A 25,573-nucleotide genomic window follows, 5' to 3' on the forward strand; every position below is an offset into this window, starting at 1 on the left:
GAAGGATTGGTCGCTCGCGCCTAACTGGGTTGGTGCACGACAAGCACACTCGATGAGAAATGGGCTAGGACTGCTGGGGTCACGTGTCCGAGTAGACGTCCGACCGGGCCGTGGCGGTGCGCGCCCAGCACGATCAGCTCCGCCCCTGCGTCCTCAGCAGCGGTGATGATTCCCTGCCAGATGGGGGATCCCTGCACCGCCAGGCCACGCGCGGAGAAGCCCGCCTTCGTTGCCAACTCAGCTCCGTGCGCCGCGGTCGCTTCAGCGGCCGCGTGCACTTCTGTCGCCCGGTCGGCGTCGAAGTGCTGGCCCCCGATCGGTGTGAAGCCGACATCGGCCGGCTGCCAGACGCAGACCACCAGCGCGTCGCGCGGAGTCGCGAGCTGAGTTGCCGCGTGCTCGATCGCGAACGCTGCAAGGTCGGAACCGTCGTATGCGAAAACCACTGTTGCGCTCATGTCAGCTCACCGGCTCAAGGACGGGCGGATTCTCAACGATTTCTGTAGGCCGGAGTTTGGCGAATAGCGGTGGTGATGGCCAGGCCGGGTCCGGACCCGCAAGGAAGCCCTCGATGTTCGGTGCTTTCGGTCGAGCTCCAGAGAGTGCGTACACGGCCACGCCCAGCCCGGCGCCGACGATCGCGAGGCCCAGCCCAACCCACAGCGCGGTTTCGGTGCCGGCGTTGAGACCGCCCGAAGCGGTTGCTGCGAAGTGGACGAAGATCGGCGCGATCATGAACGCGGCTACTGCCCGCAGCAGCTCGACGATGGCGAAGACGCGCTGCAGGCTGGCGGCGGGCAACGAGAAGCCGGCGACGAAGAGCGCTGGCGCGACGGTGGCGCCGAGCCCGAGCCCGGTGACGGCCGAGCCGATCAGGGCGAGCGGCTGGCTGGCCGGCACCTCGATCCGGAAGACCACGATGCCGACGGCGAGGAAGAACATGCCTACCAATGGCAGGTAGTGCAGCTCCCGCCGGGTGATCACTGCACCGAAGAGGATCGCCGAGAGCACCGCCCCTGCCAGTTCAGGCAGGAATAGCAGACCGACATGCACAGGGCTGTAGCGCTCGGCGAGCGTGGCTGCGGTGAGCACGGTGACGGAGACCGACGCCGCCGCCGCGAAGAGGGCAACAACGATGCCCGCAACCGGGATCGAGCTGGTGAGCATGGTGCGCACCTGGAGCAGCGGTTCTTTTGCCCGGAACTGATAGATGATCAGCGCGAGGATGAGAGCGAGCCCACCGAGCAGCGGGACGAGCACGTTGACGCTCAGGAAGGCATGACTCGTCAGTTCCGCGGTGCCGACGAATGCCGCCACGCACCCGATCGCAGCGAGGGCGATCGCGGGGAGGTCAAGTGGTGAGTCCGGGTTGACCGGGGGTGCGTCGTCGAAGGTCAGCACTGCGAAGAGCAGGGCCAAGGCGGAGATTCCGGCGACGATCCAGAACAGCGGACGCCACGAGTTCGACCCCGCCTGCAACCCTCCGATGAACGGGCCGAGCGCCACTGCGCCGAAGATGCACATGTTCATGATCACGGCCGTGGTGCGGAGCCTCTCCTGCGGGAATCCGATCGCCAGCGGCGGCACTGCTGCGATGAGCAGCATGCTCGTGGCGATGCCCTGCAGGATGTGGCCCGTGAAGTACATGCTGGCGTTCTGTGCCGACGCGGCGAGAACCGAGCCGATAACGAGCACCACGGCGTAGACGAGCAGCATCCGACGCTGCGGCAAGTGCTGGGCGAACTGAACCGCGAGCACCGTGCCCAAGGCATAGGCCGCGTTGCCCAGCCCCGAACTCAGGCTGAACGCCTGTGCACTCATATGCAGCTGCTCGGAGATGATCGGGGTGAGCGGCTGGAGCGCCGCGGAGAGAGCCAGGAACGGAATCAGTGCCAGCAAGACCATGGCCGCAACAGCGGGGTACCGGCCAGCCAACGGACCCTTGAACGTCAACGGGTGCATCGTTTTCCTCTACGCATGTGCAGTCTGTACGTGCCGGCACAGCACCTTGGCCGCTCGGCTTTGAACGAACTCAACCGTATAGGACAAACGGAGCCTGCCTCCGGTTACCTTGATCACGTCGAGCGCGGGAATATCCCAGCTCTTGGCACGCCGGGCCGCAGCTCGACGTCAGACCTTTCGTAACTTTCGTAACTCAGATATGATGATGGTGTTGTTATCAGCGAAGGAGACCGCGATGAGCACCCCCGCACCCGACGTCGTCAGCCCGGTACCAGCCGATGCCGATGAGCTAGCGCAGGTCCTCAGTTTCATCGAAGCTCATGAGGCACGGCACGGCACGGTTCTCACATCGTCGTTCTACCTCTCCGGGGTGGAGGAGCACGACAGGGTTGAGCTGACTGAGCAAGTGCACGCCCTCCTCAAGCAAGTCGTCCAGGCCCTGAGCAAGGGCCAGTCGATCAGCATCTTGACCCGCGACCAGGAGATCAGCACCCAGCAGGCGGCTGACATTCTAGGGCTGTCGCGCCCGACCGTCGTCCGCCTGATTGACGACGGCGAGCTGACCGCCCACGTCCCGGGCGCTGAGCGCCGCAAACTGTTGCTGGCCGACGTCCTCGCCTACCGCGAAGAGCTGCGCGCCCGCCGGAACCGGTTCATCACCGATTCCTCGGCCGCCTACGACAACGTCGAGCCAGACGACACCGCCGCGCTGCTCGCCGAAGCGCGCAAGGCTCGCTGATCATCACGCCGGCGGTCTGACAGACTCGCTGGCGTGTACCGCGCCGTCCTCGACACCTGCGCGCTGGTGCCGGGACGGCAACGCGATTTCCTTCTCCAGTTGGCCGCCGAACACGCCTACGCCCCACTCTGGGGTACCGGAATCCTGTTCGAACTCGACTATGTGCTTGCACGGCTCGACGCTAAGCGTGGCCGGCCCGATAGGGCCGTCTACCGACAGCGCCTCTTCGAGCAGATGGCAAAGGCGTTCCCAGGAGCGAAGGTCGAGGCGCCCAAGGATCGCACCTACCACTACGAGCTGGCTGATCTCGACGACGCGCACGTCGTCTACGCCGCGATCGTCGGGAAGGCCGACGTGATCGTCACCGACGACTCGCGCGCCGGCTTCGCGACCGCCCCAGATCTCGTGGAGGCCCAGATCCAGATCGTGAGCCCGGTCCAATTCGCCGCTAACACCGTCGCCGCCCACCCGTCTGCCGGCCTACGAGCGCTCAGCGAAATGTCGGGGCGTACGAGGACGCCTCCGCTCACGCCCGGCCAACTCCTAGACGACCTGCGCGACCGCTACGGCATGACCGAGGTCGCCAAGATTCTTGGACCGCTCAGCGCCTAGGGCACCTTGCTGGCACCTGCCGGCCGTCGCCGATCGATCTTCCAGGCCCATTGCAGGCCGAGTGCTGCAAATGCTGCAGACGCCGACGATCCTCAGCTCTGAGCGGATGTCTGAGAGTGCGCGGGCGCGTATCTGACTACGTGATCGTCCGTTCAAGACCGGTAGGAACTACGGAAGACCGGCCGTCTTTGTGATGATGGACTACTTGCATGGACGCAAGACCGCCTCGCGAGCCTGAAACCTCTCGGCCCAGCCCGTGTTCGAACGTACGCCGTGGGGTCGTCAGCCGAGCTGGGAAGCGCGGTTCTTCCATGCGATCAAAGAGGAATTCCGTGCTGGCGCGTGCTCTGCACGATGCGCACGCGCAGCCGTTGCTGTCATATGTCGTTGGACTGACCAACGGTGACAGGGCCAGGGCGCAGGACATCGTGCAGGAGACGCTGCTCCGGGCGTGGCGCAGCACGACCGTACTCGAACCGCGGGGGCAGCGAAGCTGGCTGTACGCGGTGGCCAGGAACCTCGTCGTCGACGAATGGCGCTCGGCGAGGTACCGCCGCGAGGTGGTGACTGATGATCTTCCCGAGCAGGCCGTGCAAGACACGGCGCAGCAGACGGTGGACCGAGAGCTTGTGCGGGCCGCACTACAAACCCTGTCGGTCGAACACCGGCAGACGCTGTTTGAGTGTTACTTCCGCGGCGCCTCCGTACGCGAGGCCGCGGACACCCTCGGCGTGCCACCCGGCACCATCAAATCCCGCACCCACTACGCCCTGCACGCACTTCGACTGGCCATCGAGGGGTTAGGCGGCGTCGCCTGACGAAACAGCCCACGGAAACCCTCGTCCGAGCGGCTAAGGGCATCCACCCCGCGATTCGCGGATCGCACCGCCAAGACACGGCCTTCATTGGATGCCCGTAGTCGGATTAAGATGAGGCCATAGTTTCATTTAGCTCGTTTCTGAGCGTATGATTACCTCATGGTTTCACCTTTCTGGCCCGCTATCGCTGCGGAGGAGCGCGCCTGGCGATCGAAGATCTCGCCGGATCTGGTATCCGCTCGCATCCGGCAGCGGCACCACGGACCGTATCGGGCAGCTGTCGTACCCGAGATTGCTGGGCGGGCGATCCTGCTACCAGCTGAGGTCGCCACGCTAGCCGAAGATGCCTCCGTCGAGATCGCCCGGTTCGATGCGGAATTGGGTGCCGAGGTGGCTCCATTCGCATCCGTACTGTTGCGCTCCGAGTCTGCATCATCCTCCGAAATCGAGAACCTGACATCGGGTGCAAAATCGATCGCGTTGGCCGAACTCGGCAGCAAGGACAAACGCAACGCGACAGAGATCGTCGGTAACGTCGCCGCCATGGTCGCCGCACTCGATCTTGCCGACCGCCTCGACGAAGACGCCGTGCTGGCGATGCATTCGGCGCTGCTTGCGGGCGTACGGCCTGAGATCACTGGGCAATGGCGTGATGAACAGGTATGGATCGGTGGCGATTCATACGGCCCGCACGGGGCGGCGTTCATTCCGCCTCATCACGACCATGTGCCTGCCTTGATGGCTGACCTGGTCAAGTTCACCCGGCGTGCAGACCTGCCGTTGCTAAGCCAGACGGCGATCGCTCATGCTCAGTTCGAGACCATCCATCCCTTCCCGGACGGCAACGGTCGCACCGGCCGGGCCCTCATCCACGCCATGCTGCGCGGTCACGGACTGACGAGGAATGTGACCGTGCCTGTTTCGGCTGGCCTGCTGACCGATACCAATGGGTACTTCGACGCACTTACTGCCTACCGAGCTGGTGATCCGGCAGTGATTGTCGAGAAGCTGGCGAACGCGTCGTTCGAGGCAGCGGCCAACGGACGCCAGCTCGTGCTCGATCTCAGGACGATCCGGCAAGGTTGGGAGGACAAGATCAAGGCCCGGCGAGGATCGACGGCGTGGCAGCTGGCCGATCTTCTCCTTCGCCAACCGGTCATCGATACGCCGACGGTGGCGCGCGAATTGGGCGTCACCCCTCAGAACGCGCCGCGCGCTGTAACGCCACTCGTGGAGGCGGACATCCTCGATGAGTTCACCGGCTTCGCACGTAACCGGATGTGGCAATCGCGCGAGGTGCTTTACGCGCTTGACGACTTCGCGGCAAGGGCTGGCCGTCGAGGACGCTGAGGGTCGCTCATTCAGACTTCGCGGATGCCGCCCGTCGGTTCGAGCTGCGTCCGCGCACGTGGCGTTGGATGAGCAGTGTTGTGCTGCCGGCGACGAGGAGAAGGACGACGTTGACCAGCAGTAGGTCGAACGCGCTCAGAGCGCGCGAGTCGTTGCCGCTGCCCGCGGCGATCGCCACGCCAATGTATGCGGCCGCAGGAATCGTCGTGACGGAGATAGCGACACCGACCGCCGCGCTCGCGTTGGTCTCGAACGACAAAATCGCCGCCACGCCGGCCGACAGCGCGATTCCGAGGGTTGCGTAATTCACCGTAGTCAGCGCGCCGAGTCCGCCGTCGCCGATGTCGTGTGGCTCAAACTTGCCGGTCGCGCGTAGCAGCAGCACGAGTATGGCGGCGGCGAGTGCGGCGAGCGCCAGGCCGACGGCGAGGGTTGCCAGAGCGCGCCAAAACAGATGCAACCGTCTGCCCACAAGCCCAACGCAGGCCCCGCAGATGGGTAACAGGTCGGGACTGACGGCCATCGCCCCCACGATGAGAATCGCGTTGAGCCCGATGACCCCGAATGCGGCGAGCACGCCTGCGACCGCCATGAGCGTCAGATTGCGTGCGAACAACCGGGCGGTCCGGTGCGCTTCAATGAGGAGCTGGGACCACACGAAGTCCTCGGGATCCGCGCCGTACCACGATCCTTTCCGTTCCGTTTCGACCGGACTAAACGATGTGACCACTTGAATGGCGATGTCTTTGCCGGCGACGCCAGCGCGCTCGAGTGAACGGATCACGCCATCCGCACCGTGGGAGGCCATCTCTGCGGTGATCAGTTCGTATCGAGCGTCGAGCGTGCGACCCAACCGCGTCACACGCCGCACCGGTTCCTGCTCAGCGAGCAGATTGGCGATGACGAGGGCTTGATCGACTGGCGCGTACACCTGGGCCAGCAACATCGCAGCCTCCCGAGCTACCTTCGCGACGCGAGCGCCGACCGACCGCATTGATCCCGTGCCGGGTGCGTCCGGAACGAGCCGATTATGACCCCAAGCCAACGCTCGGACGTCACGCGACACGAACGCCGACAAACATGACGCCTTCTCTGCGCAGGCCTACGAATGTGCGGGCGGGGTGGTTAACGGACCGGCGGTCGTACCGCAGTCGGGCACGCCTTCGTAGTCAGGCAGGTCGGGGCCGTTGACCGCACGGTCGATCAGGGCGGTCATGGCCGCCATGTCGGGCTCCGGGCCCGGCTCGGTGGCCGGGTCGGGGGCGGTGAGCATCTGCACGTGCATCCGGCCGATTTCCTGGTTGGCCTCGACGTAGGAGCGCATCTGCTCCTCGTAGCGGGCGAATCCGACCGCAGGGTCCCAGTCGGCGGCCGCGAGCTCCCCGGCCAGCAGGTAGGCACCGACCAGCGCCAATCCGGTGCCGGCGCCGGACATCGGCGAGGCGCTGAAAGCAGCGTCTCCGAGGAGCCCCACTCGTCCACTGGACCAGCGGTCCATCACCACCTGGGCGACCTGGTCGAGGTAGAAGTCCGGGGTGTCGTCCAGGTGCGCGAGGATGCTCGGCGTCAACCATCCGAAGCCGGCCATCTGCTCGCGCAGCAACCGCTTCTGCGCCTCGAGGTCGCGGTAGTCGATGTCGAAGTCGGGCGCAGGGAAGGACAACATGGCGATCGCCCGGCTGGCGTCCTGGATGGGCCGCAGCCCGGCGGAGCGTCCCGCCTCCTGATAGTCGATCATCCAGCGGTCCAGCCCGAACTCGTTGGGCACGCTGTAGAAAGCCAGCACCAGCCCGAGATGACGGACGAACTGCTCGCGCGGCCCGAAGACCATCGCCCGCAGGGCTGAGTGCAACCCGTCGGTGCCGATCGCGAGCTCGAAGCGCCGCCGGTCACCGCTGGTGAAGGTCACGTCGACCCCGTCCGCGTTCTGGATTAGCTCGGCGATCCGGTCGCCGAAGACGTACTCGACGTTGTCGCGGGTGTCGTCGTACAGCACCTGGGAGAAGTCTCCGCGCAGGACCTCGATCTCCGAGATGTACCCGTCGCCGTCGTGATCTTCCGCGCGGTAGGTCTCCAAGACATTTCCGTCCGAGTCCACGGTGTACGCGCCAGCGGTGTCGGTGCACGCCGCCCGAACCGCGGCATCGAGCCCCATCCGCCGGATGACCTCCTTCGCCACCCCGCGAGCGTCCACAGCCTGACCACCCGGGCGCAGCCTGGGCGACTGCTCGACCACGGTCACCTCGGCACCCCGTCGATGCAGCCAGTGGGCCAATGCAGGGCCCGCGATGCTCGCGCCGGATACCAACACCCTCATGTTGCTCATCGTGTCCCCTTCTCGTCCGTCTCCTGACGGGCTTGCGAGCCTATGGGATTGCCCGGTTCGCAACCCCTACCTAGGTCCACGATCGGCCGCCGCCAAATACGACACCCATCGCACATTGCGACGCCACGATCATCGCCCCGTTCGTCGAGTCAGCCGCCCAGTTGATCTGCGCATGGCTCGAGTCCGCCGTTGGGACGCGCGCGCATAGCGACAGATACCGCGTGCTTATCGATGGCTTGGCGGGCGCGGAGTCTGACGGTTGGCCCGGTCCGCCGCGGTGTCACCGTCGGCGACTAAGTGCCAGGGGATGCTTCGGCTGATAGAGACCGATGGTGCCGCCGCCAGGCAGGGCGATCTTGGTGATCGATCCCCACCGTGCTTCCTCGACCGGTGGACAGGAAACGCCACGCGCGGCGAGCGACTCGACTTCAACGGTGAGGTCGTCGCACATTAGGTACAGTTCGGCTCCCGGTGTCTCGGCCGGATGCACCGCAGCTTCGGCCGGCGGCATTTCGAAGACCAACCAGCCCTGGCCAGCGTCAATCGATCGCAGTCCTAGGACCTCCGCGAGAAACCGACGATCAGCGTCCGCGTCCTCGCTATACAGCACCAGATGGGCACCAAAGATCATGGACACATACTGCCCGGTCTGCGCCGGTGCCCACAGCGGCTAGCGCGCTCGATTTCCAGTGGCGCGGCTTGAACGCGCCCAGCAGCCGAGTACTTGACAGTCCGCTACCTATCAGCGATAGTATTCCTATACGTGATAGGTGTACACGAGGAGGTGGTCCAGTGACGACACCAGCACCTGACCGCCGCCAACAACGCCGCGGGGCGAAGCTGGCGGTGATCCTTGATGCGGCTTGGACGCTGGCCCGCCGCGACGGGCTCGCGGCCATCTCGTTGCGCGACCTCGCCGACGCCGTTGGTCTGCGCCAGCCGTCCTTGTACGTCTACTTCGACTCGAAACTCGATCTGTACGACGCGATGTTCGCCGACGGGTGGCGGCAGTTCCTCGACCGTGTTCGCCACGACTACCCGGGCGACCCACACGAGGCGTTGACGCAATTCGTCGGTGAGTGCGTGCAGTTCTCCAGCGACGACGTAGTGCGACACCAACTGCTGCTGCAGCGAACAATCCCCGGCTTCGAGCCCTCACCCGAATCGCTCGCTGTGGCGATGGAGTTCTACGAGTTGGGCAGTGATCTGACCAGGCGCGCCGGCGTCCACGACCCGACCGACATCGACATGTTCACCGCGATTGTCACGGGCCTGGCTCACCAACAGGTCGCAAACGACCCAGGCGGCACCCGCTGGGTTCGTCTGGCCGACCGAACCGTCGAGATGTTCCTCAATGATGTGCAGCGGCGACCCCAGACTGGTGATCCGTCGCGCACGCGCCGAAAGACGCCACCAGTCTGATCGCGTTGCGCTTTGCCCGACCAAACCGTCGATACAAAACCAGCACCATCCACTCAGCACATCCACTGAAGGAGGCAGCACAATGTCCGTAGTCATCATGCAGCGGTGGGATGCAGTTACCCCAGCCCAGTACGACCAGATCCGCGAGATCGTCGCCTGGGACGTGGACGTTCCAGCCGGGATGACCTTTCACGTCGCCTCCTTTGAAGGCGACATCCTGCGAATGCTCGATATCTGGGATTCCGAGGAGCAATTCATGAATTTCGTGCAGACCCGCATCATGCCGGCGGTCGCGCAGGTCGGACTGGCCGGACAACCAGACCTGATCGTCACCCAGATGCACGATGTCTTTTCCAGCGTCGTCACCCACGCGGCCGCGTGAGGTCATCATGCGTCAGGAACTCACCACCGACAGCGTCAGCCGCTACATCGAGGCATCCCCCGATGACCTCTACAACATCGTCTCTGATGTCACCCGCCAGCCCGAAACGTCACCCGAGATCGTCTCCTGCGCATGGATCAACGGCGCTACCGGCCCCAAGGTCGGTGCCCGATTCAAAGCAATCAACCACGCCGGACGGGGCCCGAACTGGCCCAACAAGCCCATCGTCGTGACAGCCGATCCCGGCCAGGAATTCGCGTTCGCACGCACCGAGGCGTTCGCCGGAACCGTCGAGTGGCGCTACCGCTTCCAGCCAGAGGGCACCGGCACTCGGATAACCGAGTCCTACGCCGTGACCAAAGAACTGACCATCATCGGCTGGTTCATCATCGACACCCTCTACGGCCTCAAAGACCGCCGTACCGACCTTCGCGCCGGCATGGAACGCACCCTCGATCGGCTTGCCGAGATCAGTGAGAACAAATCCCCGTCTCGTGATGCGCAAGTCTAAGGGCGAACCTACAACGCGACTCGACGTGCGAAGTCCCCGAGAACGGCGCTGTGTGGGCCTGGTTCGGATGCAGCCAGCTCGGCCATGAATGGTCGACCGCATTGTTATCGTGCACATGTTCGCTTGCGGGTCGCAACTACTTGGGGGAGCCCATCGTGTCAGACACCACCTGTCACATGTCGATCTCGCTGGACGGCTTCGTCGCCGGGCCGGACCAGAGCCTGGACAACCCGCTGGGCAAGCGCGGCGGGGAGCTGCATGGTTGGCACCTGGGCGACTCGCGGGCGACGGAGGCCGACGAGATCGCGACCGAGTGGCTCATGCGCCCCCGGGGCGCGTATGTGATGGGGCGGAACATGTTCGGCCCCATCCGCGGGGACTGGGAAGAGGACTGGACCGGCTGGTGGGGCCCCGAGCCGCCGTATCACGCGCCAGTGTTCGTGCTGACCCATCACGGTCGCGATCCGATCCAGATGGACGGGGGGACCACATTCCACTTCGTGACCGAAGGGTTCGATGCGGCCTACTCCGCGGCACGTGAGACGGCCGGGGAAAGCGGCGTGGACATCTCCGGCGGGGCCTCGACCGTCCGGCAGGCGCTGCTAGCTGGGGTGATCGACGAGCTCACCCTCGACATCGCTCCTGTCCTGCTCGGTTCGGGGGAGCGCATCTTCGACGGGATCGAGGATTTCGGCTTCGAGCCTGCCGAGGTTTTGCACTCGCCGCTGACCACCCACATCAGGTATCGCCGCATCAGCTGAGTTTGCGGCCGCTAGCTCGCGGCTGGTCTGTAATTCGTCTCCTAGACAGCGTGCTGAGATTCGACGGCTTCCCGTCCGCCGTAAACGACGAGCGCGTACACGACGAGCAGGGCGATGAAGACGTAGGTCAGAGACCACACGGGGTAGTAGGGCATCCACCACACTGCGCTGATGGCCAGCAGCGCGGCCGCGATGACCCCGATCCAGCGCCCGACTGCGGAGCCCATGAAGATCGCCACGGAACCGATTCCCAAGACGATGGCGACGATCAGGTAGACCCAGCCGTAGGTGTTGAGGCTATGGCCGAAGATCGCGCCTTCGAGGTTGCTGGGTAGCACCCCGTCGTACCGGAAAGCCCAGATCGCGTCGAACAAGCGCATTATTCCGGCGATCCCTATCATCGTGCCGGCAAAGATCCGCCAGCCCTCTCCTTTGACCATCGTGCGCCGCCTTCCCTTGCGCTACCTGCACCATTGAAGATCAACTGAAGGGATCGTCGCGAGTTTCAACCGGTCAGGGATCATCCTTCGCGGATGAACACGACCAATCACCGCCGCCGTCGGCTGTTTTGGCCGGTATCAGCGAACTTCGAGTAGGTGAGATTGCCAGGGCTCGAGGGCGACGTAGAGGCCAGGGTCGGCCAGTTCGGAGCCGTCCCGGTCGAACTCGGCATCTCGCAGCAGGTCGGTCAGGCGGTGGCTCGTGCCGGGCAGATCGGGCCACGGCAGTCGAACCCGGCCCTGGGAAGGCTGATCGGACAGGTTGACCACGATGACATGCCGGGCATCGTCGCTGCCCCAGCACCAGGCGAGCAGGTTGCGGCAGGATTGGTTGTCGGGCCAGCCCGTTGCCGTGAGCAGGAGCCAATCGCCGGACCTCACGTTCCGGTCAGCGACAGTGATCAGCAACCGTCGGTACCAGTCGGCCAGATCATTGTCGATTGGCTCGTCCGGTCTGCGTGACAGGAAGACTGGCGGGCGGACGCGGCGGCCTTCGAACTGCCCTTCGTGCCATAACGTCGCCCCGGGCAGTGTCGCGACTGCGACGGCGGCCGCTCGCTCCGCGTCGAGAGGCACGCGGCTAGCTACGCGCGGCTCGTCATGGTTCTCGAGGAAGCGCAGCAACCGGGACTGATAACTGAGGTCGGCGCTGAGATGTTGCTGGACGCCCGATGCGTCCCCATCGAGCACGCGGTCGTAGAGGCGTTTGTCGTAGCAGAAGTCGAAACCGTGCTGCTGGAGCTCCGACTCCAGGTCCCAATACGCCTCGGCGATCAGCACCGTCTCGGGGTGCCGAATACGTAGATCGGCAATGATCGTCGGCCAGAACTCTTCCGCCGGCTCGGGTCCGACGCTGCCCCACGTCCTTGCGAAGACGTGGTTGATCATCAGCATCGCCATGTCACAGCGGATGCCGTCGCACTGATCGGCGATGGTGTTCAGAGTCTCGCTCGTCGCGGCCCGCATCGCCGATGCGAACGCGTTGAGTTGCACGACGTCCGGCCAAGGCGGGAAGTAGGGGTCACGACCGTGCGCCAGGACGTGGTCACCGACCGCGATCCAGCCGGCCGGGTCGCGGTCGAGGTCCTGCGGGCCGCCTTGCACGAACGCCTCTGGCCTAGCGAGCGTCCACGGGTGATCGGGGGCGACATGGTTGGGTACGTAGTCCAGGACGAGACGGGCGCCGCGGGCCGCCAGGCTTTCGCGTGCGGTGCTCAGCCCGTCCGGGCCCCCGAACGCCGCATCGACCACGTATCGATGCACGCAGTAAGGCGATCCGAGCACGTCTTCCGGCTTCAGATCGGGCAGTGCGTCTCGAAAGGACTTCATCAACTCGTCGTTAGCCGTCGCCAACGCGAGTCCGGCTGGGCTGCGTTCCCACACGCCCATCAGCCAGACGGCATTGACGCCTTCGGGGGTAACTGCCGCCCAGTCGTCTGCGCTGACGTCGGCAAGGGTCAGCGTCCGGCCGGCCCGCCGGGAAAGCTCGTCGAGCCAGACTGCGGTGTTGACCTCGTAGATGACGGGTCGTTGCGGCCAGGCGTTCATCGGACGGGACCGGTCGTCGCGGTCGCAGGTGCCGGCCGGTCGTGGGTGCGCAGCCATTCGGCGATGTTGCCGCGGAACAACAGTGGCACCAGGCCTACGGTCCCCGTCCAGCCGGTTTGGTGACTAGCGCCGATACCGGCGCCGTTGTCGCCGTGCAGGTACTCGTAGAACAGGATGAGGTCGTTCCAGTGCGGGTCGGACTGCATGATCGGCTGCCCGCCGTGCACCGGCCGGTGACCGGTTTCGTCCTTCAGGAACGTAGCCATCAGGCGGTCACCGATCTCGTTGGCCACCTGATACAGGTTCATCTGCCGTCCCGAGCCGGTCGGGCATTCGACCATGAAGTCGTCCCCGAAGAAAACATGCAGGTTGAGCAGCGCCCGGACAAGCATCAGGTTGATGGGGAACCACACCGGCCCGCGCCAGTTGGAGTTGCCGCCGAACATGCCGGTGTCTGACTCTGCCGGCAGGTAACCGACCCGATATTCCTGCCCGTCGACGTCCATCACGTAGGGATGCTCGGCATGCCATCGAGACACCGATCGGATGCCGAAGGGTCCGAGGAACTCCTGCTCGTCGAGCATGCGCGCCAGGATTCGGCGCAGTCGCGGTTCGTCAAACAGCGCAAACAGCGCGGGGCCCTCTGCCGTCGCCTGCCGACCGTGGCCCCACAACGCGACTGCCACCGCGGGGTGCCGAGCGAGGAAGTCGACCGACTGCCGGACCAGCCCAGGAAACTCGGAGCGGACACTGGCCGGCACAACGGTCGCGGCCGCCAGCGGCATCAGGCCGACGATCGAGCGGACCTTGAGCGGAACCGAGCTGCCGTCTGGCCGGCGCAGCACGTCGTAGAAGAATCCGTCCTCTTCGTCCCACATGCTGGCGCCGTCAGGGCCGACGTGATTCATCGCCGCGGCGATCCACGCGAAATTCTCCAAGAGCATCTGCGCATGTTCGAGGTAGACCGGGTTCTCGCGGGCCAGTTCGACAGCGATCTGAAAGAGATTCTGACAATACAAAGCCATCCACGCCGTGCCGTCTGCCTGATCGAGCCGCCCCCCGGTCGGCAGCGGCGCGCTCCGATCGAACACGCCTATGTTGTCCAATCCGAGAAACCCGCCCTGGAACACGTTGCGGTCGTCGGCATCTTTTCGGTTGAGCCACCACCCGAAGTTCCGGATCAACCTCTGGAAGGCCCGCTCCAGAAACACACGGTCTCCGACGCCCGACTTCGCCTTGTCAAGCTCGTACACGAAATAGGTAGCCCACGCGTGCACCGGGGGATTCACGTCGCTGAAATTCCACTCGTAGGCCGGCAGCTGGCCGTTCGGATGCAAGTACCGGCGGTCGAGGAGGAGTTCGAGCTGATGTTTGGCGAACCCCACGTCGAACGCCGCGAATGTCACCGCGTGAAAGGCCAAGTCCCACGCGGCGAACCAGGGGTACTCCCACTTGTCAGGCATCGAGATGATGTCCTCGGCGATCAGGTGCCGCCAGTCATGGTTGCGCAGCCCACTGGCGGCGCCGAGCGGATCCGCGCCGTGCTCAGCCACCCAGCGCTCCACATCGAGGGCGTAGTACTGCTTGGACCACAGCATGCCGGCAAACGCCTGCCGGGCCACCGCCCGCTCGTCGTCGCCGACATCAGCGGGCACCACCTCGGCCCAGAATTCATCGGCTTCCGCGCGGCGGGTACTCATCACCGCGTCGAAATCCACGAACGGCCCGGCGTCGCGGCCGGCCTGTGCCGCCTGTGCCCAATCGTCATCGGTCAGCCGCATCCGAATGATGACACTGCCGCCCGCTGGCACCGTTGAGCGGTAGTGCAGCGCGGCCTTGGTCCCGGTGCCGCTCGGGTCGAGCGCCGCTGCCTCGCCATGCACGACCGCTCGATCAATCCCGTCCTTGACGTAGGGCGTTTCATTGGCCGAACCGAACAGGCGCTCGTTATTGCTTTCGTTGTCGGTCACCAGCACCGGCACCACCTGGTCTCCGTAAAACCAGCGCATACCAAGCTCGCGGTGTTCAAGGCGTACCGCTGAGGCGCCTGCCGATCCGTCGACGCTCTCCAGCCCGGGCTTGTCTACCCCGCCCGCCCATGACCAGGTGTGTCGGAACCACACCGAGGGCAGCACATGTATCTCGGCTTCGTCCGGTCCGCGATTGTGCACGGTGACCTGCATGAGGATGTCTTCCGGACTGGCCTTGGCGTACTCCACATCAACGTCGAAATAGCGATCATCGGCGAAAACCCCGGTATCGATGAGCTCGTACTCGGGATCGGTCTTGCTGCGCGCCCGGTTGGTCGCAACCAGATCCTCGTACGGGAACGACGCCTGCGGATATTTGTAAAGCATCCGGAGATACGACGACGTCGGCGTCGCGTCGCGATAGTAGTAGTACTCCTTGACGTCCTCGCCGTGGTTGCCCTCCGCGTTCGTCAAGCCGAATAGCCGTTCCTTCAGGATCGGGTCCTGCCCGTTCCATAGCGCCAAGGCGAGGCACAGCTGCTGCCTGTCGTCGCTGAACCCGGCAAGCCCGTCCTCGCCCCACCGGTACGCCCGCGAACGGGCTTGGTCGTGAGTGAATGCCGACCAGGCGTCGCCGCCCGCGCTGTAGTCCTCGCGGACCGTCCCCCACTGGCGCTCGCTCAGGTAAGGGCCCCATCGGCGCCAGCCGATGCCGTCCTGGTCCGCCTCATCCAACCGCCGCCGCTCCGCACTGACCACGTGACCCACCTCTTCCGCCCTGCACACAATGACCCTTCGACCGCTCAGGTCAACACAGATCCAGGTACGGAGCCGCGCACGCGGCCGCGGTAGCCCGAGCCAACCAGTTCTGTGGTGAATAGCGCTCTAACTTCAGACGTACATCAGGTGAGTTCCCGAAGTCCAGTTTGTGGGTGAGCTCGCCGAGACTCGGTATTGTTCGACGGCGTGAGCCGTCATCGCCAGCACGTCGTCCGCCTGCTCGGTGGGTGAGCTGTGGCCAGGTCACCGAATCAACTGCTGAACGGGCTGCGCGTTCTCGACCTTTCCCTTTGGCAACCAGGGCATTATGCGACGCAGTTGCTGGCCGACCTCGGCGCAGAGGTCATAAAGATCGAGCCTCCCGGTGGCGATCGCATGCGACCGCTCGCCGACCGGTTCGCGAACTTCAACGGCCGCAAGCGAAGTCTCGTGCTCGATCTGAAGAACTCCGATGACTACGCCACGTTGCTGGACCTTCTCGCCGACGTGGAAGTGCTAGTGGAGAACTACCGGCCCGGGGTCGCGGCAAAGCTTGGCGTCGACTTCGAGCGCCTGCACCCGATCAAGCCCGAGCTCGTGGTCTGTTCCATCACCGGCTTCGGTCAAGGCGGCCCGTTAGCCGCTGTCACCGGGCATGATGCGAACTACCAGGCCTACGCGGGTGCAATGAGCATGATCGACGGGCAACCGCCAGTGCCTGCAGGCCTACTGGTCGGCGATCAGGGTTCCGGCCTCGTGGCGGCCTTCGCAATACTCGCTGCTGTGCTCTGCGCCCGGCGCACCGGCGAAGGTGAGCACATCGACGTTTCGATGGCTGATCTGCTCGCCACTTGGGTGGCGCCGCTCGGCCCGGTCGATGACCGGCGGCCAACGACATCACAAGACGGGGTTACTGGTGAAGCTCCGGCAATGGGACTGTTTGCCACAGCAGATGATCACTGGGTCGTGCTCGGTGTGTTCAGCGAGAATCACTTTTGGGACGCGCTGTGTTCTGGGCTGGGGCTGCAGCAGCATGTGGGCCTGACCATGCGGGATCGCGAAGCACAAGCAACGCCGTTGCGAGCCGACCTTACGGCCCAGATCGCCCGCCATACCCGGGACGAACTGCTACGTAACCTCGGCGCGATGGGTGTTCCCATCGCACCCGTGCTGACCCGCTCCGAGATGCTCCAGCACGATCATTTCCGCAAAAGGGGAGTGCTGACCGTCGGGCCCGAGGGATATCTGATGGTCGGGCATCCGGTCCGTTATGCAGTTCACCCGGCCCTTCCGCCAGGCTCTGCGCCGCGTCTCGATGAATACGCCCAGCGATCGAGTGACTTGCCGGTCGGAGACAATCACGAGCTGGAATGATCTGATTCTCGATCTCGCGAGCTCCGGTCGGCATTTGCTTCTAACAACCGCTACGTCGTGCAAAATCATCAGCTAGATTTCTGAACCTAGAGTTACTTTGCTAAACACAGCTAGTATTTGCCTGAGCCGCGGACGACACTACTGCGAGGTGGTTCCGATGAGTTTGGATGAACGCGCGAGCGCCCGTGAGTACACCTTTGACCGACACGGGTCGGAATATCGACTCGAGTTCGAGCAGCTCGCGGCCGATATGCAGACGAGATGCCCGGTTGCCTGGAACGACACCTATGGCGGTCATTGGTTCGCGGCCGGCAATCGCGAGGTGTTCGAAATCGCCCGCAGCGCTGACAAAGTCTCCAACGACCTTGACCGACGAAACGAACGCCGAGGCTACAAGGGCAACAGCATTCCGCCGATCCAAGCCGATGTAGAACCGAGCTTTCTGGCGATGGATCCGCCCGCTCAGCGCCACTACCGGCAAGCCCTCAACCCGTACCTGTCTCCGGCCGCGGTGGCACGGTGGCAACCGGTGGTCGCCGAGGTGACCCGCGCGGCGATCGACGAGAGAATCGAGAGCGGCTCCATCGATTTCGTCGACGATCTCGCAAACGTCGTGCCCGCCGTGTTGACCCTGGCCATGATGGGCCTGCCACTCAAAGACTGGACAATCTACTGCGAGCCCGCTCACGCCGGCGTCTACACCAAACCGGATTCGCCCGAGATGCCTCGCGTGATCGAGGCGAGCCTGGAGACCAATCGACGGCTGCTGGCGGCGGTCAAGGATGCCCGTATCCACCCGCGTCCCGGTTTGATTGACGCGCTCGTCAACGCGACCATCGACGGAGGCAAACCCTCGGACGAGCAGTTGGCCGGTCAGTTGGGACTGATTATTGGCGGCGGGTTCGACACCACCACCGCGCTCACGGCTCACGCGTTGGAGTGGCTCGGAGAGCATCCCGACCAGCGTGAACGATTGTCGATCGAGCGGGAAAGCCTGCTGGACTCGGCAACGGAGGAATTCCTGCGGTTCTACACCCCGGCCCCCGGTGACGGACGGACCATCAGTCAGGACTGTGAAATGGCTGGCGTGCCGTTCAAGGAAGGCGAACGTCTCTGGTTGTCCTGGGCGATGGCGAACCGCGATCCCGCCGTGTTCCCCGAGCCGAATGACATCATCTTGGACCGATCGAACAACCGGCACGCCAGCTTTGGCCTAGGTATTCACCGGTGTATCGGATCAAACGTCGCGCGGATGACCTTCAAGACGATGCTGACCGCCACACTCGACCGTATGCCCGATTTCGTCTGCGACCCGTCCGGTGCCATTCACTACGACACGGTCGGAGTGATCAACGGGATGAAGCATCTACCTGCGACCTTCACGCCCAGCCAGCGATTGGGAGCGGGACTGGACGAGACCCTGGAAGCATTGCAGATCGCATGTGATCAGCAAGGACTCGCCGCGCCGGTTACGGTCCGACGGGAGGCCGCACACGTCTCGCGACAGACGAACAATGCTGGAAAGTAGTGCGACACCACAGTCGATTCGCGTTGCCGGGTCTGGCAATGGCTGGGTTGCCGATATTGCAAAGGAATGTTGAACCCTATGACGACAAGCGAAACCGCTCGCACTGCCAGGGTCGGAGACACGCTTCCGACCTTCACCCGCACGACAGGGTTCCATAACTGGAATCGGTTCGCGGCGGTCAATGACGAGTTCGTGCCGATCCATATGGATGACGAGGCCGGACGCGCGGCCGGTTACCCCACCGCGTTCGGCATGGGCCGCCTCCAGTTCTCCTATCTGCATAACATGCTGCGCGGCTGGCTCAGGGACGAAGGCCGGATCATCAGGATCGGCGTGCAGTTCCGGGCACCGAACACCAAGGGCATGACCGTGACCGGTCACGGCGTCGTGACCGCGGTACGCGACGAGCCGAGCGGGCGGCAGCTCGATGTCGAGCTGTGGACAGAAGACGGCGAAGGCCGCAAGCTCGCTCCAGGGACCGCGACGATCGAACTCAACAGCTGACCACACCGTTCAGCACCGCCAAAGTTGGGGTTTTCGACTGGTTCGGCCACGCGATCGGGCTCGGCTGACTTGGTGACGGCCGTGGTTCCGACCTTGGTCAAAGCTGTTTGTTGCGCTCAAGCCAACGCAACGCGAAAAAGCCCCATATGGGCGGTAGGTAGAACGTGCCCATCCGGTAGAGGATCACGGCTGCAAAGGCAGCCTCTTCGGGCACGCCCGCGCTGACGAGGCCCAGCGTCAAGCCACCCTCGACGACGCCGATACCTCCCGGGATCGGGAGGAAGCTCGATAGCAGCGAGACGCTCACGTTGATCAAGATGAGTTCCGTCAAGCCCACCTGGTAGCCGAACGCGCGAACCATCGTCTGTAACGCGAACGCGAACAGGATCTCGGTGGCGAGGTTGCCGCCGATAAGCATCGACAGCCGGCGCGGCGAGCGCAGTCCTCGGGCGGCCTCGGCGGCGTCGTGGACGAGACGCACGATCCAGCCCACGACGAATTTCCGCCAGCGCGGCACGATGAACACCACCACGATCGATATCGCAGCCGCGATCGCGACGATGAGGATCAGCCACAACAAGTTGCTGGGTGAGCTGCTGTCCAAGCTGAGGTGCAGCGTCAGCGGCGTAAGCGCCAGGATGCCAAAGAGCAGCAGGAACTGGACGAGGTATTGCCCTGCGGCGTCCAGCCCACCAATCGCCAGTGCCGTACCAGCCGGCAGCCCGCGGCGCTGGAAGAAGCGCACGTTGATCGCGATGCGTGCGGCGCTACTTGGTATCGCCAGCGCGATATAGGACGTCGCAAGCTGCAACGCGTAGACCGGCCCGAGCCCGATGAGGACCGGAGACGCCCCGAGCACCGAGACTGCGCTCGATACCCGGGGCGTCTGAGCCAGGATCAGTCCGGCGACGACGAGCCACCAGGTGGCGTTGCGCAGCTGATCGGCCAGCAGGTTTAGATCGAGGCCGCCGATGCCCGAGGCCAGCGCGAAGAAAGCCACGACGAGCAACGCCATCTGCAGCGCGGAGCTGACGGTGACGCGCCGCATCTTCTGCAGGCTGGGCGAGACCACGCCGGCTCGTTCAGCTGCCTCGGTACGGAACTTGTCCAGGTCGAACTTGCTCGCCTTGACCTGTCGACGCTGGTGCGGCGTGATGGCCGTGACTTGCAGGAAAGGCAACACCAACGCGAATCGCTCGGGGCCCAGCGCCTCCACGGCTTTGTCGAGGGCGGTTTCGCCATCGAGCGCCAACGCAGACGCGACCAGCAACTGGGCCTCGTCCGCGCGAAGTTGCTCCGCCCGCGGCGTCAACGTCGCGCCACTCAGATCGCTGACCCCGACCGCCCCGCCGTCGATGATCAGGTGTTCGTCGTCGAGTTGGCCGTGCACAATCCCGTTGGCGTGCAGCAATCCCATGCTCTGCCACGCCTTCGCGACTATTTCAGAGCTCCAGCCGGCAGGCACTTCACTCAGGGATTGGCCCACCTTCGTGAGGACGATCGCCACGTCCTTCTCAGGGGTAATACTCGCCGTGACGACCTTCGGTGTGCGCACACCCGCTTGCCCGGCCAACAACGTCAGCAGTGCTTCGTGCTCAGCCTGTTGCAATCGTCCGAACGAAGTTGGCGAACCGGCCTCGCGGTACCAGACCGCCCGCCAAAGGGTGATCAGTATCTGGGTGTCGTGCGCGTCGCGCCCATAGACTTTGATCATCAGCGACTCGCCTGCATCGTTGACGGCATCGACGGCGAACGTTCCGGTCGGCTGGCGGCGGGCAATGCCGAGCTCATGCGCGTTGATACCGAGTCGCGTCAGCACCGATGCAACGTCGTCCAGGCTGGGCCGCCCAGTCGACGAGCCGAAGATCAAGTGCACGATCGACGCGGACGCTCCCGCGACGAGAACGGCCGCTGTCATGCCCAACGGAGTCGCGGCCTGATGAGCGATCACGCCGATGCAGGCGCACCCGATCAGCCAGCGGCCGAGCCTGCGCAGCGGCCGGATGAGATGTGGAGAAATCGCGAAGACTGCAGCGGCCGGGACGGCAATCGCCATCGGGGGAAAGTGCGGCGTGCCTTGTGCGCTGACCGAATGCCACACGTTTGGCCAGTCGCCCGTGACTCGTCGGGCGGTAATGGCAGTGACGAGGAAGGCGACCACGGCCGCGAAGACGATGTCGCGGGCAGCGCCCCAGCGTTTGCGGCCCAGCGCAATGCCGAGTGCTGAGAGGGCAAAGAGCATCAGGAGCGCCGTCAAGAAGCGCCAAATCGGATCCAAACCACCCGGTATGGCCTGGACGAAGGCCTCGAACGAGCGCTCGACGCCGGGCTCGGGGACCGCAACGGCCCCGAGCAACAACAGGCCGACGAGAGAGCTGACGAGCGAGATCACGTCGGTGGCGCGGCGGGCTCGGGGCTCGGCGACGTCACTGGCAAAGATTCGGCCCGGGCGTCGCTCAGAGCCAACGACCGCGACTGGGATCGACGCGAGGACCGCCGCGCCCGGCGAGTCCTGGTCTGCTGTCACCATGTCGAAACTCGGTCCTTCCGCTTGTTCATGAGCGATGCGAAGGCAACGATGGCAGGTTATCCCGGCGGAGCGCTGGTGTAGCGCTTATCGACGCCGCGAGAATGTGTCGCTCGCGGCCGTTAGTGCGCAAATAGTCGGCCGCGCGGCTAGCATGCGGTCGTGGCCTTCGATCCCGTGACGACACCGAGCTATACCGAAACACTTCCGGGGCCGGTGATCGAGCCGGCACCCGTGCGCCGTCCGCGATCGGTCCGGCGGACCAGCCATCTCGACGCGACCCGTTCGCAGCAGCCCGGCGTCTTCGGCGTCATGCGCATCGCCGGGGCGGCCCGCGATGTTGTCACCGACGATGTCGGCTCAGGGGCCGTCACCGGCGCGGCCGATTTGAAGGTCGGTGTGGACGAGCGTGGGCTCATCGACGAGGTGGAGCACGAGCCGGCCAGCCCGTCCGGCCAGGCCTTGATTGGTCTGCGCGTCGGGTTCGGCTTCCGTTCTGGGGCGAAGGACCTGCTCGGGTCGTTGTCCGGGTCGCTGCTCGGCCTGCTCGTGGACGACCTGTCCGGGGCACCATCGCCGTCCGGTTACGGGGCGATCCGGGACCGGGTCGTGCTCGGTCTGCCTCCGTTGCCGCCACCGCCCGGACGCGGCGCCGGGCCGCGCGCGGACGTTTGCGCCGGCTGGCGTACCTCGGGCCTGGCGTTCGGCCTTGCCTCGGCGGGCGTGCCGCTGCCCTTCGAGGCCGAGCCGCCGACCGCGCCCGATCTGACCAGCGACGATCCGCTCGGCTGGCACGATATGCCCACGCTGGTCGCCGGTCAGAGCCGGCGAATCCGACGGCTCGACGTCTGGTACGAGGGCGATCGGCTGTTGGTCGACGCGATGTTCCGCGACACGACGTGTGATCCGAACGGGACGGCCCGGGTCGTGCACGAATACGCCGTGACCGCCACGCTCGATGCCGAGAGCCAGAGCATTCTCGCTATCGACGCCGAACCCCGAGCGTTGCCGTTTCCGACCGACTGTCCGTTCGCCGCCGACAGCGTGCAGTTGATTCTGGGACAGCCGGTCGCTGACCTACGCGAGACCGTGCGCGTCCTCAGCACCGGTGCGGTGTCGTGCACCCACCTCAACGACGCGATGCGCTTTCTCGCGGACATCCCTGCCCTGACCAACCAACTGCCAGCCTGACCGCACGTTGGTGAGGGCGGCCGAACGTAGCCCGGTCATCTGAGGTCGCGGAAGAACGCGCGGATATCGTCCACCAAGGGTCCGGGTTGTTCCAACGCGGCGAAGTGCCCCCCGTGCTCGAACTCCGTCCAGCGGGTGATGTTGTTGGTGCGCTCGGCGATCCGGCGGATCGGGACGGTCAGCTCCTTCGGGAAGACCGCGACGCCGGTGGGCGCATCCGAGCTCACCAGCGTTCGCGAAATGCCTTTCAGTGACTCGGCATATAGCCGGGCCGAGGACCCCGCGGTGGCTGTAAGCCAATAGATCATCACGTTGGTCAGCAACGTGTCGCGATCGATGGCGTCCTCGGGACTGTTTTCAGAATCGGTCCAGGCGTAGAACTTCTCCAAGATCCAGGCCAGCTGGCCGGCTGGCGAATCTGTCAACCCGTAAGCCAGAGTCTGAGGACGGGTGCCCTGAATCGCCGAGTAGCCCATACCGGTCGCCCTGATGTCGGCCCGACTCTCGATCCGGGCCCGCTCGTCATCGGTCAAGGTTGCCCAGTCTGCGCTGCCGGGCGCTGCGCTGGCCGAGATGAGGTTCAGGTGCACGCCCAAGACCCGGGGGTCGATGATGCCGAGTTCGCGAGAGATGAACGAACCCCAATCACCGCCCTGGGCACCATAACGGGTGTAGCCGAGGTCGGCCATCAGGGTGGCGAAAGCATTGGCGATCCGGTGAATGGTCCAGCCCCGCTCGTGAGTCGGGCCGGAGAACCCATAGCCGGGAAGTGACGGGACGACGACGTGAAACGCGTCCGCGGGATCGCCACCGTACGCGGCCGGATCGGTCAGCGGCCCGATGATGCCAAGGAATTCCACGAACGACCCGGGCCAGCCGTGGCTCAGAATGATCGGAATCGCGCTGGGCTCGGCGGATCGGGCATGAATGAAATGCACCTGCTGGCCGTCGATCTCGGTGCGGAAATGATCAAAGGCATTCATGCGGGCCTCCTGCGCCCGCCAGTCGTAGCTGTGACGCCAGTAGTCGACGACCTCGCGGACGTAGCCGAGCGGAATGCCAAGGTCCCAGCCCGAGCCATCGATTTCGTCGGGCCAGCGGGTTGCATCCAGCCGGCGAGAGAGGTCATCGAGTTCGGACTGCGCGATATCGACCTGGAAGGGGGTCATGTCTGCGGGCATGGCCTCAACGTAGATCACGGACACCCCGCAATCGAGGGTCCTGTCAAACAGCTTTGGAATTGTCGGACAGCCCGCGCTTGTCCCCGCTTGCATGTGAACGTTGCGAGTAGGTAACGGTCGTATGTCCGACGATTGACAGTCGTTCGTCAGAAAGCTTAGTTTGGCAAACATTCGAGATGTAACCGGTATCACATTCGGTATGTACAGCGGTTGTTTCAACGGTACCGATATCGACTCCCGTCGCAGTGATCCGGTTCGTCGTTGCCGCGTCCTCAGGAGGGCATTGCCCATGCGTAGGAAAGCACTAACGACAGCGATTATCGTGACCGCCGTGGTCACGCTGGTCGCAGCCTGCAGTTCCTCAAGCAAGACCTCGAGCTCATCTTCTGGCGGTGCCTCGCCGGCCGGTGGCGGCGGATCATCCGGCGTAACCACCTTGAAGATCGGGGTTGTGTCCGACCTGACTGGAGCGTTCTCCTCCGGCTTTGTCACAGCAGAGAAGGGCGCGGCGGCTTACGTCGATGGCGTAAACGCCGCTGGCGGCATCAACGGCATCAAGTTGTCCTACGTGATGGGAGATACCGCTTCAACAGTTCCGGGCGCCCTGACCGCTGCACAAAAGCTCGTCCAGAACGACAAGGTCTTCGCAATAGTCGCCAACTCGGCGGTCTTCTTCGGGGCTGAACCGTACTTGCTCAAGCAGGGAATCCCCGTTGTCGGTGGCGCTTTCGATGGACCAGAGTGGGGAAAGCCCGCTAACTCGAACATGTTCGCCAGCACCGGAGTCAATGACTACAGCAAGGTGAACTCCGCGACCGGTCTGTATCTGAAGGCGCAGGGTGTGACCACCTGCGGCGCAGTCGGCTACGGCAACGCGACCTCGGGCCCGGGTGCCACCGGCGCGGAGAAGTCCTGTGTCGCTGCCGGACTCAAGGATGGCTACCTCAACGCGCACGTCCCGGTCGGCAGTACAGACGTTGGTGCCATCGCGATCGCGATGAAGAACGCCGGCGTCGACGGCATCGATCTGCCGGTGGTTCCCAATACGGCGTTTGCCTTGTTGGCTAACCTGAAGCAGCTCGGTGTGACACTGAAAGCCGCGTTGATCTCTACGGGCTACGGCGGTGACCTGCTGTCTTCGTCCGCTGCGGTCCAGGCTGGGCAGGGTTACGCTTTCTCGTCCGTCGGCCAGCCGATCGAGTCGAACACGCCGGCTACCGAGAAGATGAAGGCGAATCTCGCACTCGCCGGCGTCACCAACACGCCGACGTTCGCCGAGCAGGAGTCCTACATCTCGATGGCGGCCGTCGCAGCCGGCCTGAAGGCGGCAGGCTCGAACCCCACGCAGCAATCCTTCATGGCCGCTATGCGCGGCATCCACAACTTCGACTCCGACGGCCTGCTGGCTCCGGGATCAGTGGACTTCACCAACTACAGCCCCGACAGCGGCTGCGTATTCGCGGCCAAGCTCGAAGGAGACAAGTTCGTTCCGGTGCCGGTCATCTGCGGCAAGACCGTTCCCGGGGTGAAGGTCGACCTCGGCTAAACACAGCTGAGTACTAGGCATCTCGTCTCGGCCGGGCCTATCCGGCCGAGACGAGCTGCTGT

General features: G+C 64.5%; 21 protein-coding genes and 1 pseudogene. 13 read left to right on the plus strand and 9 right to left on the minus strand.

The window, feature by feature from the left end:
• Positions 1 to 20: 20 nt before the first annotated feature.
• Positions 21 to 1,905, minus strand: a pseudogene (locus ACSMXN_RS06175) (MFS transporter).
• Positions 1,906 to 2,197: 292 nt separating this feature from the next.
• On the opposite strand from ACSMXN_RS06175, the gene ACSMXN_RS06180 reads away from it, so the two are divergent.
• From ACSMXN_RS06180 to ACSMXN_RS06195, 4 genes are all read left to right on the plus strand, one after another.
• Positions 2,198 to 2,701, plus strand: a complete 504-nt coding sequence (locus ACSMXN_RS06180) for a helix-turn-helix domain-containing protein (protein ID WP_027140097.1) — start codon at positions 2,198 to 2,200, stop codon at positions 2,699 to 2,701.
• 33 nt (positions 2,702 to 2,734) lie between these two features.
• The gene (locus ACSMXN_RS06185) at positions 2,735 to 3,313 is read left to right on the plus strand and encodes a PIN domain-containing protein (RefSeq protein WP_022916111.1); all 579 of its coding nucleotides are present in this window, start codon (positions 2,735 to 2,737) and stop codon (positions 3,311 to 3,313) included.
• Between the two features lie 311 nt (positions 3,314 to 3,624).
• On the plus strand, positions 3,625 to 4,131 hold the full coding sequence (locus ACSMXN_RS06190) for a sigma-70 family RNA polymerase sigma factor (RefSeq protein WP_455407710.1): 507 nt from the start codon (positions 3,625 to 3,627) through the stop codon (positions 4,129 to 4,131).
• A 159-nt stretch (positions 4,132 to 4,290) separates the two neighbouring features.
• Positions 4,291 to 5,481, plus strand: a complete 1,191-nt coding sequence (locus ACSMXN_RS06195) for a Fic family protein (RefSeq protein ID WP_022916057.1) — start codon at positions 4,291 to 4,293, stop codon at positions 5,479 to 5,481.
• A gap of 7 nt (positions 5,482 to 5,488) precedes the next feature.
• Here ACSMXN_RS06195 and ACSMXN_RS06200 read toward each other — a convergent pair whose 3' ends face one another.
• The 3 genes from ACSMXN_RS06200 to ACSMXN_RS06210 form a co-directional block, all read right to left on the minus strand.
• Positions 5,489 to 6,559 (minus strand): DUF389 domain-containing protein, encoded by a 1,071-nt coding sequence (locus ACSMXN_RS06200; RefSeq protein ID WP_155958619.1) that lies wholly within the window; start codon positions 6,557 to 6,559, stop codon positions 5,489 to 5,491.
• 24 nt (positions 6,560 to 6,583) lie between these two features.
• On the minus strand, positions 6,584 to 7,807 hold the full coding sequence (locus ACSMXN_RS06205; protein ID WP_022916059.1) for an FAD-dependent monooxygenase: 1,224 nt from the start codon (positions 7,805 to 7,807) through the stop codon (positions 6,584 to 6,586).
• A gap of 280 nt (positions 7,808 to 8,087) precedes the next feature.
• A complete protein-coding gene (locus tag ACSMXN_RS06210) occupies positions 8,088 to 8,438 on the minus strand; it encodes an extradiol dioxygenase (protein ID WP_022916060.1) in 351 nt (116 codons plus the stop codon).
• Between the two features lie 161 nt (positions 8,439 to 8,599).
• Between ACSMXN_RS06210 and ACSMXN_RS06215 the strand changes: the two genes are divergently transcribed.
• The 4 genes from ACSMXN_RS06215 to ACSMXN_RS06230 all read left to right on the plus strand — a co-directional run bounded on the left by ACSMXN_RS06215 (position 8,600) and on the right by ACSMXN_RS06230 (position 10,883).
• Complete coding sequence (locus ACSMXN_RS06215; RefSeq protein ID WP_027140087.1) at positions 8,600 to 9,229, plus strand: TetR/AcrR family transcriptional regulator; 630 nt, start codon at positions 8,600 to 8,602, stop codon at positions 9,227 to 9,229.
• Positions 9,230 to 9,311: 82 nt separating this feature from the next.
• The gene (locus ACSMXN_RS06220) at positions 9,312 to 9,611 is read left to right on the plus strand and encodes a hypothetical protein (RefSeq protein ID WP_022916062.1); all 300 of its coding nucleotides are present in this window, start codon (positions 9,312 to 9,314) and stop codon (positions 9,609 to 9,611) included.
• 7 nt (positions 9,612 to 9,618) lie between these two features.
• Positions 9,619 to 10,122 carry an SRPBCC family protein gene (locus tag ACSMXN_RS06225; protein WP_022916063.1) on the plus strand — a complete coding sequence of 168 codons (504 nt, stop codon included), beginning with the start codon at positions 9,619 to 9,621 and terminating at the stop codon, positions 10,120 to 10,122.
• A 155-nt stretch (positions 10,123 to 10,277) separates the two neighbouring features.
• Positions 10,278 to 10,883: a dihydrofolate reductase family protein gene (locus ACSMXN_RS06230; RefSeq protein ID WP_022916064.1), complete on the plus strand. Its 606-nt coding sequence runs from the start codon at positions 10,278 to 10,280 to the stop codon at positions 10,881 to 10,883.
• Between the two features lie 41 nt (positions 10,884 to 10,924).
• Here ACSMXN_RS06230 and ACSMXN_RS06235 read toward each other — a convergent pair whose 3' ends face one another.
• From ACSMXN_RS06235 to ACSMXN_RS06245, 3 genes are all read right to left on the minus strand, one after another.
• Positions 10,925 to 11,323, minus strand: a complete 399-nt coding sequence (locus tag ACSMXN_RS06235; protein ID WP_022914240.1) for a DUF7144 family membrane protein — start codon at positions 11,321 to 11,323, stop codon at positions 10,925 to 10,927.
• Positions 11,324 to 11,461: 138 nt separating this feature from the next.
• A complete protein-coding gene (locus ACSMXN_RS06240; protein WP_027139668.1) occupies positions 11,462 to 12,931 on the minus strand; it encodes an alpha-amylase in 1,470 nt (489 codons plus the stop codon).
• A complete protein-coding gene (locus ACSMXN_RS06245) occupies positions 12,928 to 15,660 on the minus strand; it encodes an MGH1-like glycoside hydrolase domain-containing protein (protein WP_051148954.1) in 2,733 nt (910 codons plus the stop codon). The genes ACSMXN_RS06240 and ACSMXN_RS06245 overlap by 4 nt, the downstream gene beginning before the upstream one ends.
• Before the next feature lie 255 nt (positions 15,661 to 15,915).
• Here ACSMXN_RS06245 and ACSMXN_RS06250 point away from each other — a divergent pair, with 255 nt between their 5' ends.
• The 3 genes from ACSMXN_RS06250 to ACSMXN_RS06260 all read left to right on the plus strand — a co-directional run bounded on the left by ACSMXN_RS06250 (position 15,916) and on the right by ACSMXN_RS06260 (position 19,066).
• A complete protein-coding gene (locus ACSMXN_RS06250; protein ID WP_022914237.1) occupies positions 15,916 to 17,034 on the plus strand; it encodes a CoA transferase in 1,119 nt (372 codons plus the stop codon).
• Between the two features lie 157 nt (positions 17,035 to 17,191).
• Positions 17,192 to 18,562, plus strand: coding sequence for a cytochrome P450 (locus tag ACSMXN_RS06255; protein ID WP_027139667.1), 1,371 nt, complete (start codon positions 17,192 to 17,194; stop codon positions 18,560 to 18,562).
• Positions 18,563 to 18,640: 78 nt separating this feature from the next.
• Positions 18,641 to 19,066: a MaoC/PaaZ C-terminal domain-containing protein gene (locus ACSMXN_RS06260; RefSeq protein ID WP_022914235.1), complete on the plus strand. Its 426-nt coding sequence runs from the start codon at positions 18,641 to 18,643 to the stop codon at positions 19,064 to 19,066.
• Positions 19,067 to 19,163: 97 nt separating this feature from the next.
• Here ACSMXN_RS06260 and ACSMXN_RS06265 read toward each other — a convergent pair whose 3' ends face one another.
• Complete coding sequence (locus ACSMXN_RS06265) at positions 19,164 to 21,596, minus strand: lysylphosphatidylglycerol synthetase family protein (protein WP_022914234.1); 2,433 nt, start codon at positions 21,594 to 21,596, stop codon at positions 19,164 to 19,166.
• 159 nt (positions 21,597 to 21,755) lie between these two features.
• Between ACSMXN_RS06265 and ACSMXN_RS06270 the strand changes: the two genes are divergently transcribed.
• Positions 21,756 to 22,784, plus strand: a complete 1,029-nt coding sequence (locus ACSMXN_RS06270; RefSeq protein ID WP_027139666.1) for a DUF2889 domain-containing protein — start codon at positions 21,756 to 21,758, stop codon at positions 22,782 to 22,784.
• A gap of 35 nt (positions 22,785 to 22,819) precedes the next feature.
• Here the strand turns inward: ACSMXN_RS06270 and ACSMXN_RS06275 are convergent, their stop codons facing one another.
• Positions 22,820 to 23,965 (minus strand): epoxide hydrolase family protein, encoded by a 1,146-nt coding sequence (locus tag ACSMXN_RS06275; protein ID WP_035944197.1) that lies wholly within the window; start codon positions 23,963 to 23,965, stop codon positions 22,820 to 22,822.
• Positions 23,966 to 24,296: 331 nt separating this feature from the next.
• Between ACSMXN_RS06275 and ACSMXN_RS06280 the strand changes: the two genes are divergently transcribed.
• Positions 24,297 to 25,511: an ABC transporter substrate-binding protein gene (locus ACSMXN_RS06280; protein WP_455407711.1), complete on the plus strand. Its 1,215-nt coding sequence runs from the start codon at positions 24,297 to 24,299 to the stop codon at positions 25,509 to 25,511.
• Positions 25,512 to 25,573: the final 62 nt, after the last annotated feature.

This window comes from Parajatrophihabitans canadensis (assembly GCF_053764775.1).

Excerpts from the sequence above, each read along its gene's own strand:
- ACSMXN_RS06235 (WP_022914240.1), bottom strand. The coding sequence starts at position 11,323 with ATGGTCAAAGGAGAGGGCTGGCGGATCTTTGCCGGCACGATGATAGGG.
- ACSMXN_RS06220 (WP_022916062.1), top strand. The coding sequence starts at position 9,312 with ATGTCCGTAGTCATCATGCAGCGGTGGGATGCAGTTACCCCAGCCCAG.
- ACSMXN_RS06210 (WP_022916060.1), bottom strand. The coding sequence starts at position 8,438 with ATGATCTTTGGTGCCCATCTGGTGCTGTATAGCGAGGACGCGGACGCT.
- ACSMXN_RS06255 (WP_027139667.1), top strand. The coding sequence starts at position 17,192 with ATGAGTTTGGATGAACGCGCGAGCGCCCGTGAGTACACCTTTGACCGA.
- ACSMXN_RS06190 (WP_455407710.1), top strand. The coding sequence starts at position 3,625 with ATGCGATCAAAGAGGAATTCCGTGCTGGCGCGTGCTCTGCACGATGCG.
- ACSMXN_RS06180 (WP_027140097.1), top strand. The coding sequence starts at position 2,198 with ATGAGCACCCCCGCACCCGACGTCGTCAGCCCGGTACCAGCCGATGCC.
- ACSMXN_RS06195 (WP_022916057.1), top strand. The coding sequence starts at position 4,291 with ATGGTTTCACCTTTCTGGCCCGCTATCGCTGCGGAGGAGCGCGCCTGG.
- ACSMXN_RS06205 (WP_022916059.1), bottom strand. The coding sequence starts at position 7,807 with ATGAGCAACATGAGGGTGTTGGTATCCGGCGCGAGCATCGCGGGCCCT.
- ACSMXN_RS06225 (WP_022916063.1), top strand. The coding sequence starts at position 9,619 with ATGCGTCAGGAACTCACCACCGACAGCGTCAGCCGCTACATCGAGGCA.
- ACSMXN_RS06240 (WP_027139668.1), bottom strand. The coding sequence starts at position 12,931 with ATGAACGCCTGGCCGCAACGACCCGTCATCTACGAGGTCAACACCGCA.
- ACSMXN_RS06260 (WP_022914235.1), top strand. The coding sequence starts at position 18,641 with ATGACGACAAGCGAAACCGCTCGCACTGCCAGGGTCGGAGACACGCTT.
- ACSMXN_RS06265 (WP_022914234.1), bottom strand. The coding sequence starts at position 21,596 with ATGGTGACAGCAGACCAGGACTCGCCGGGCGCGGCGGTCCTCGCGTCG.
- ACSMXN_RS06275 (WP_035944197.1), bottom strand. The coding sequence starts at position 23,965 with ATGCCCGCAGACATGACCCCCTTCCAGGTCGATATCGCGCAGTCCGAA.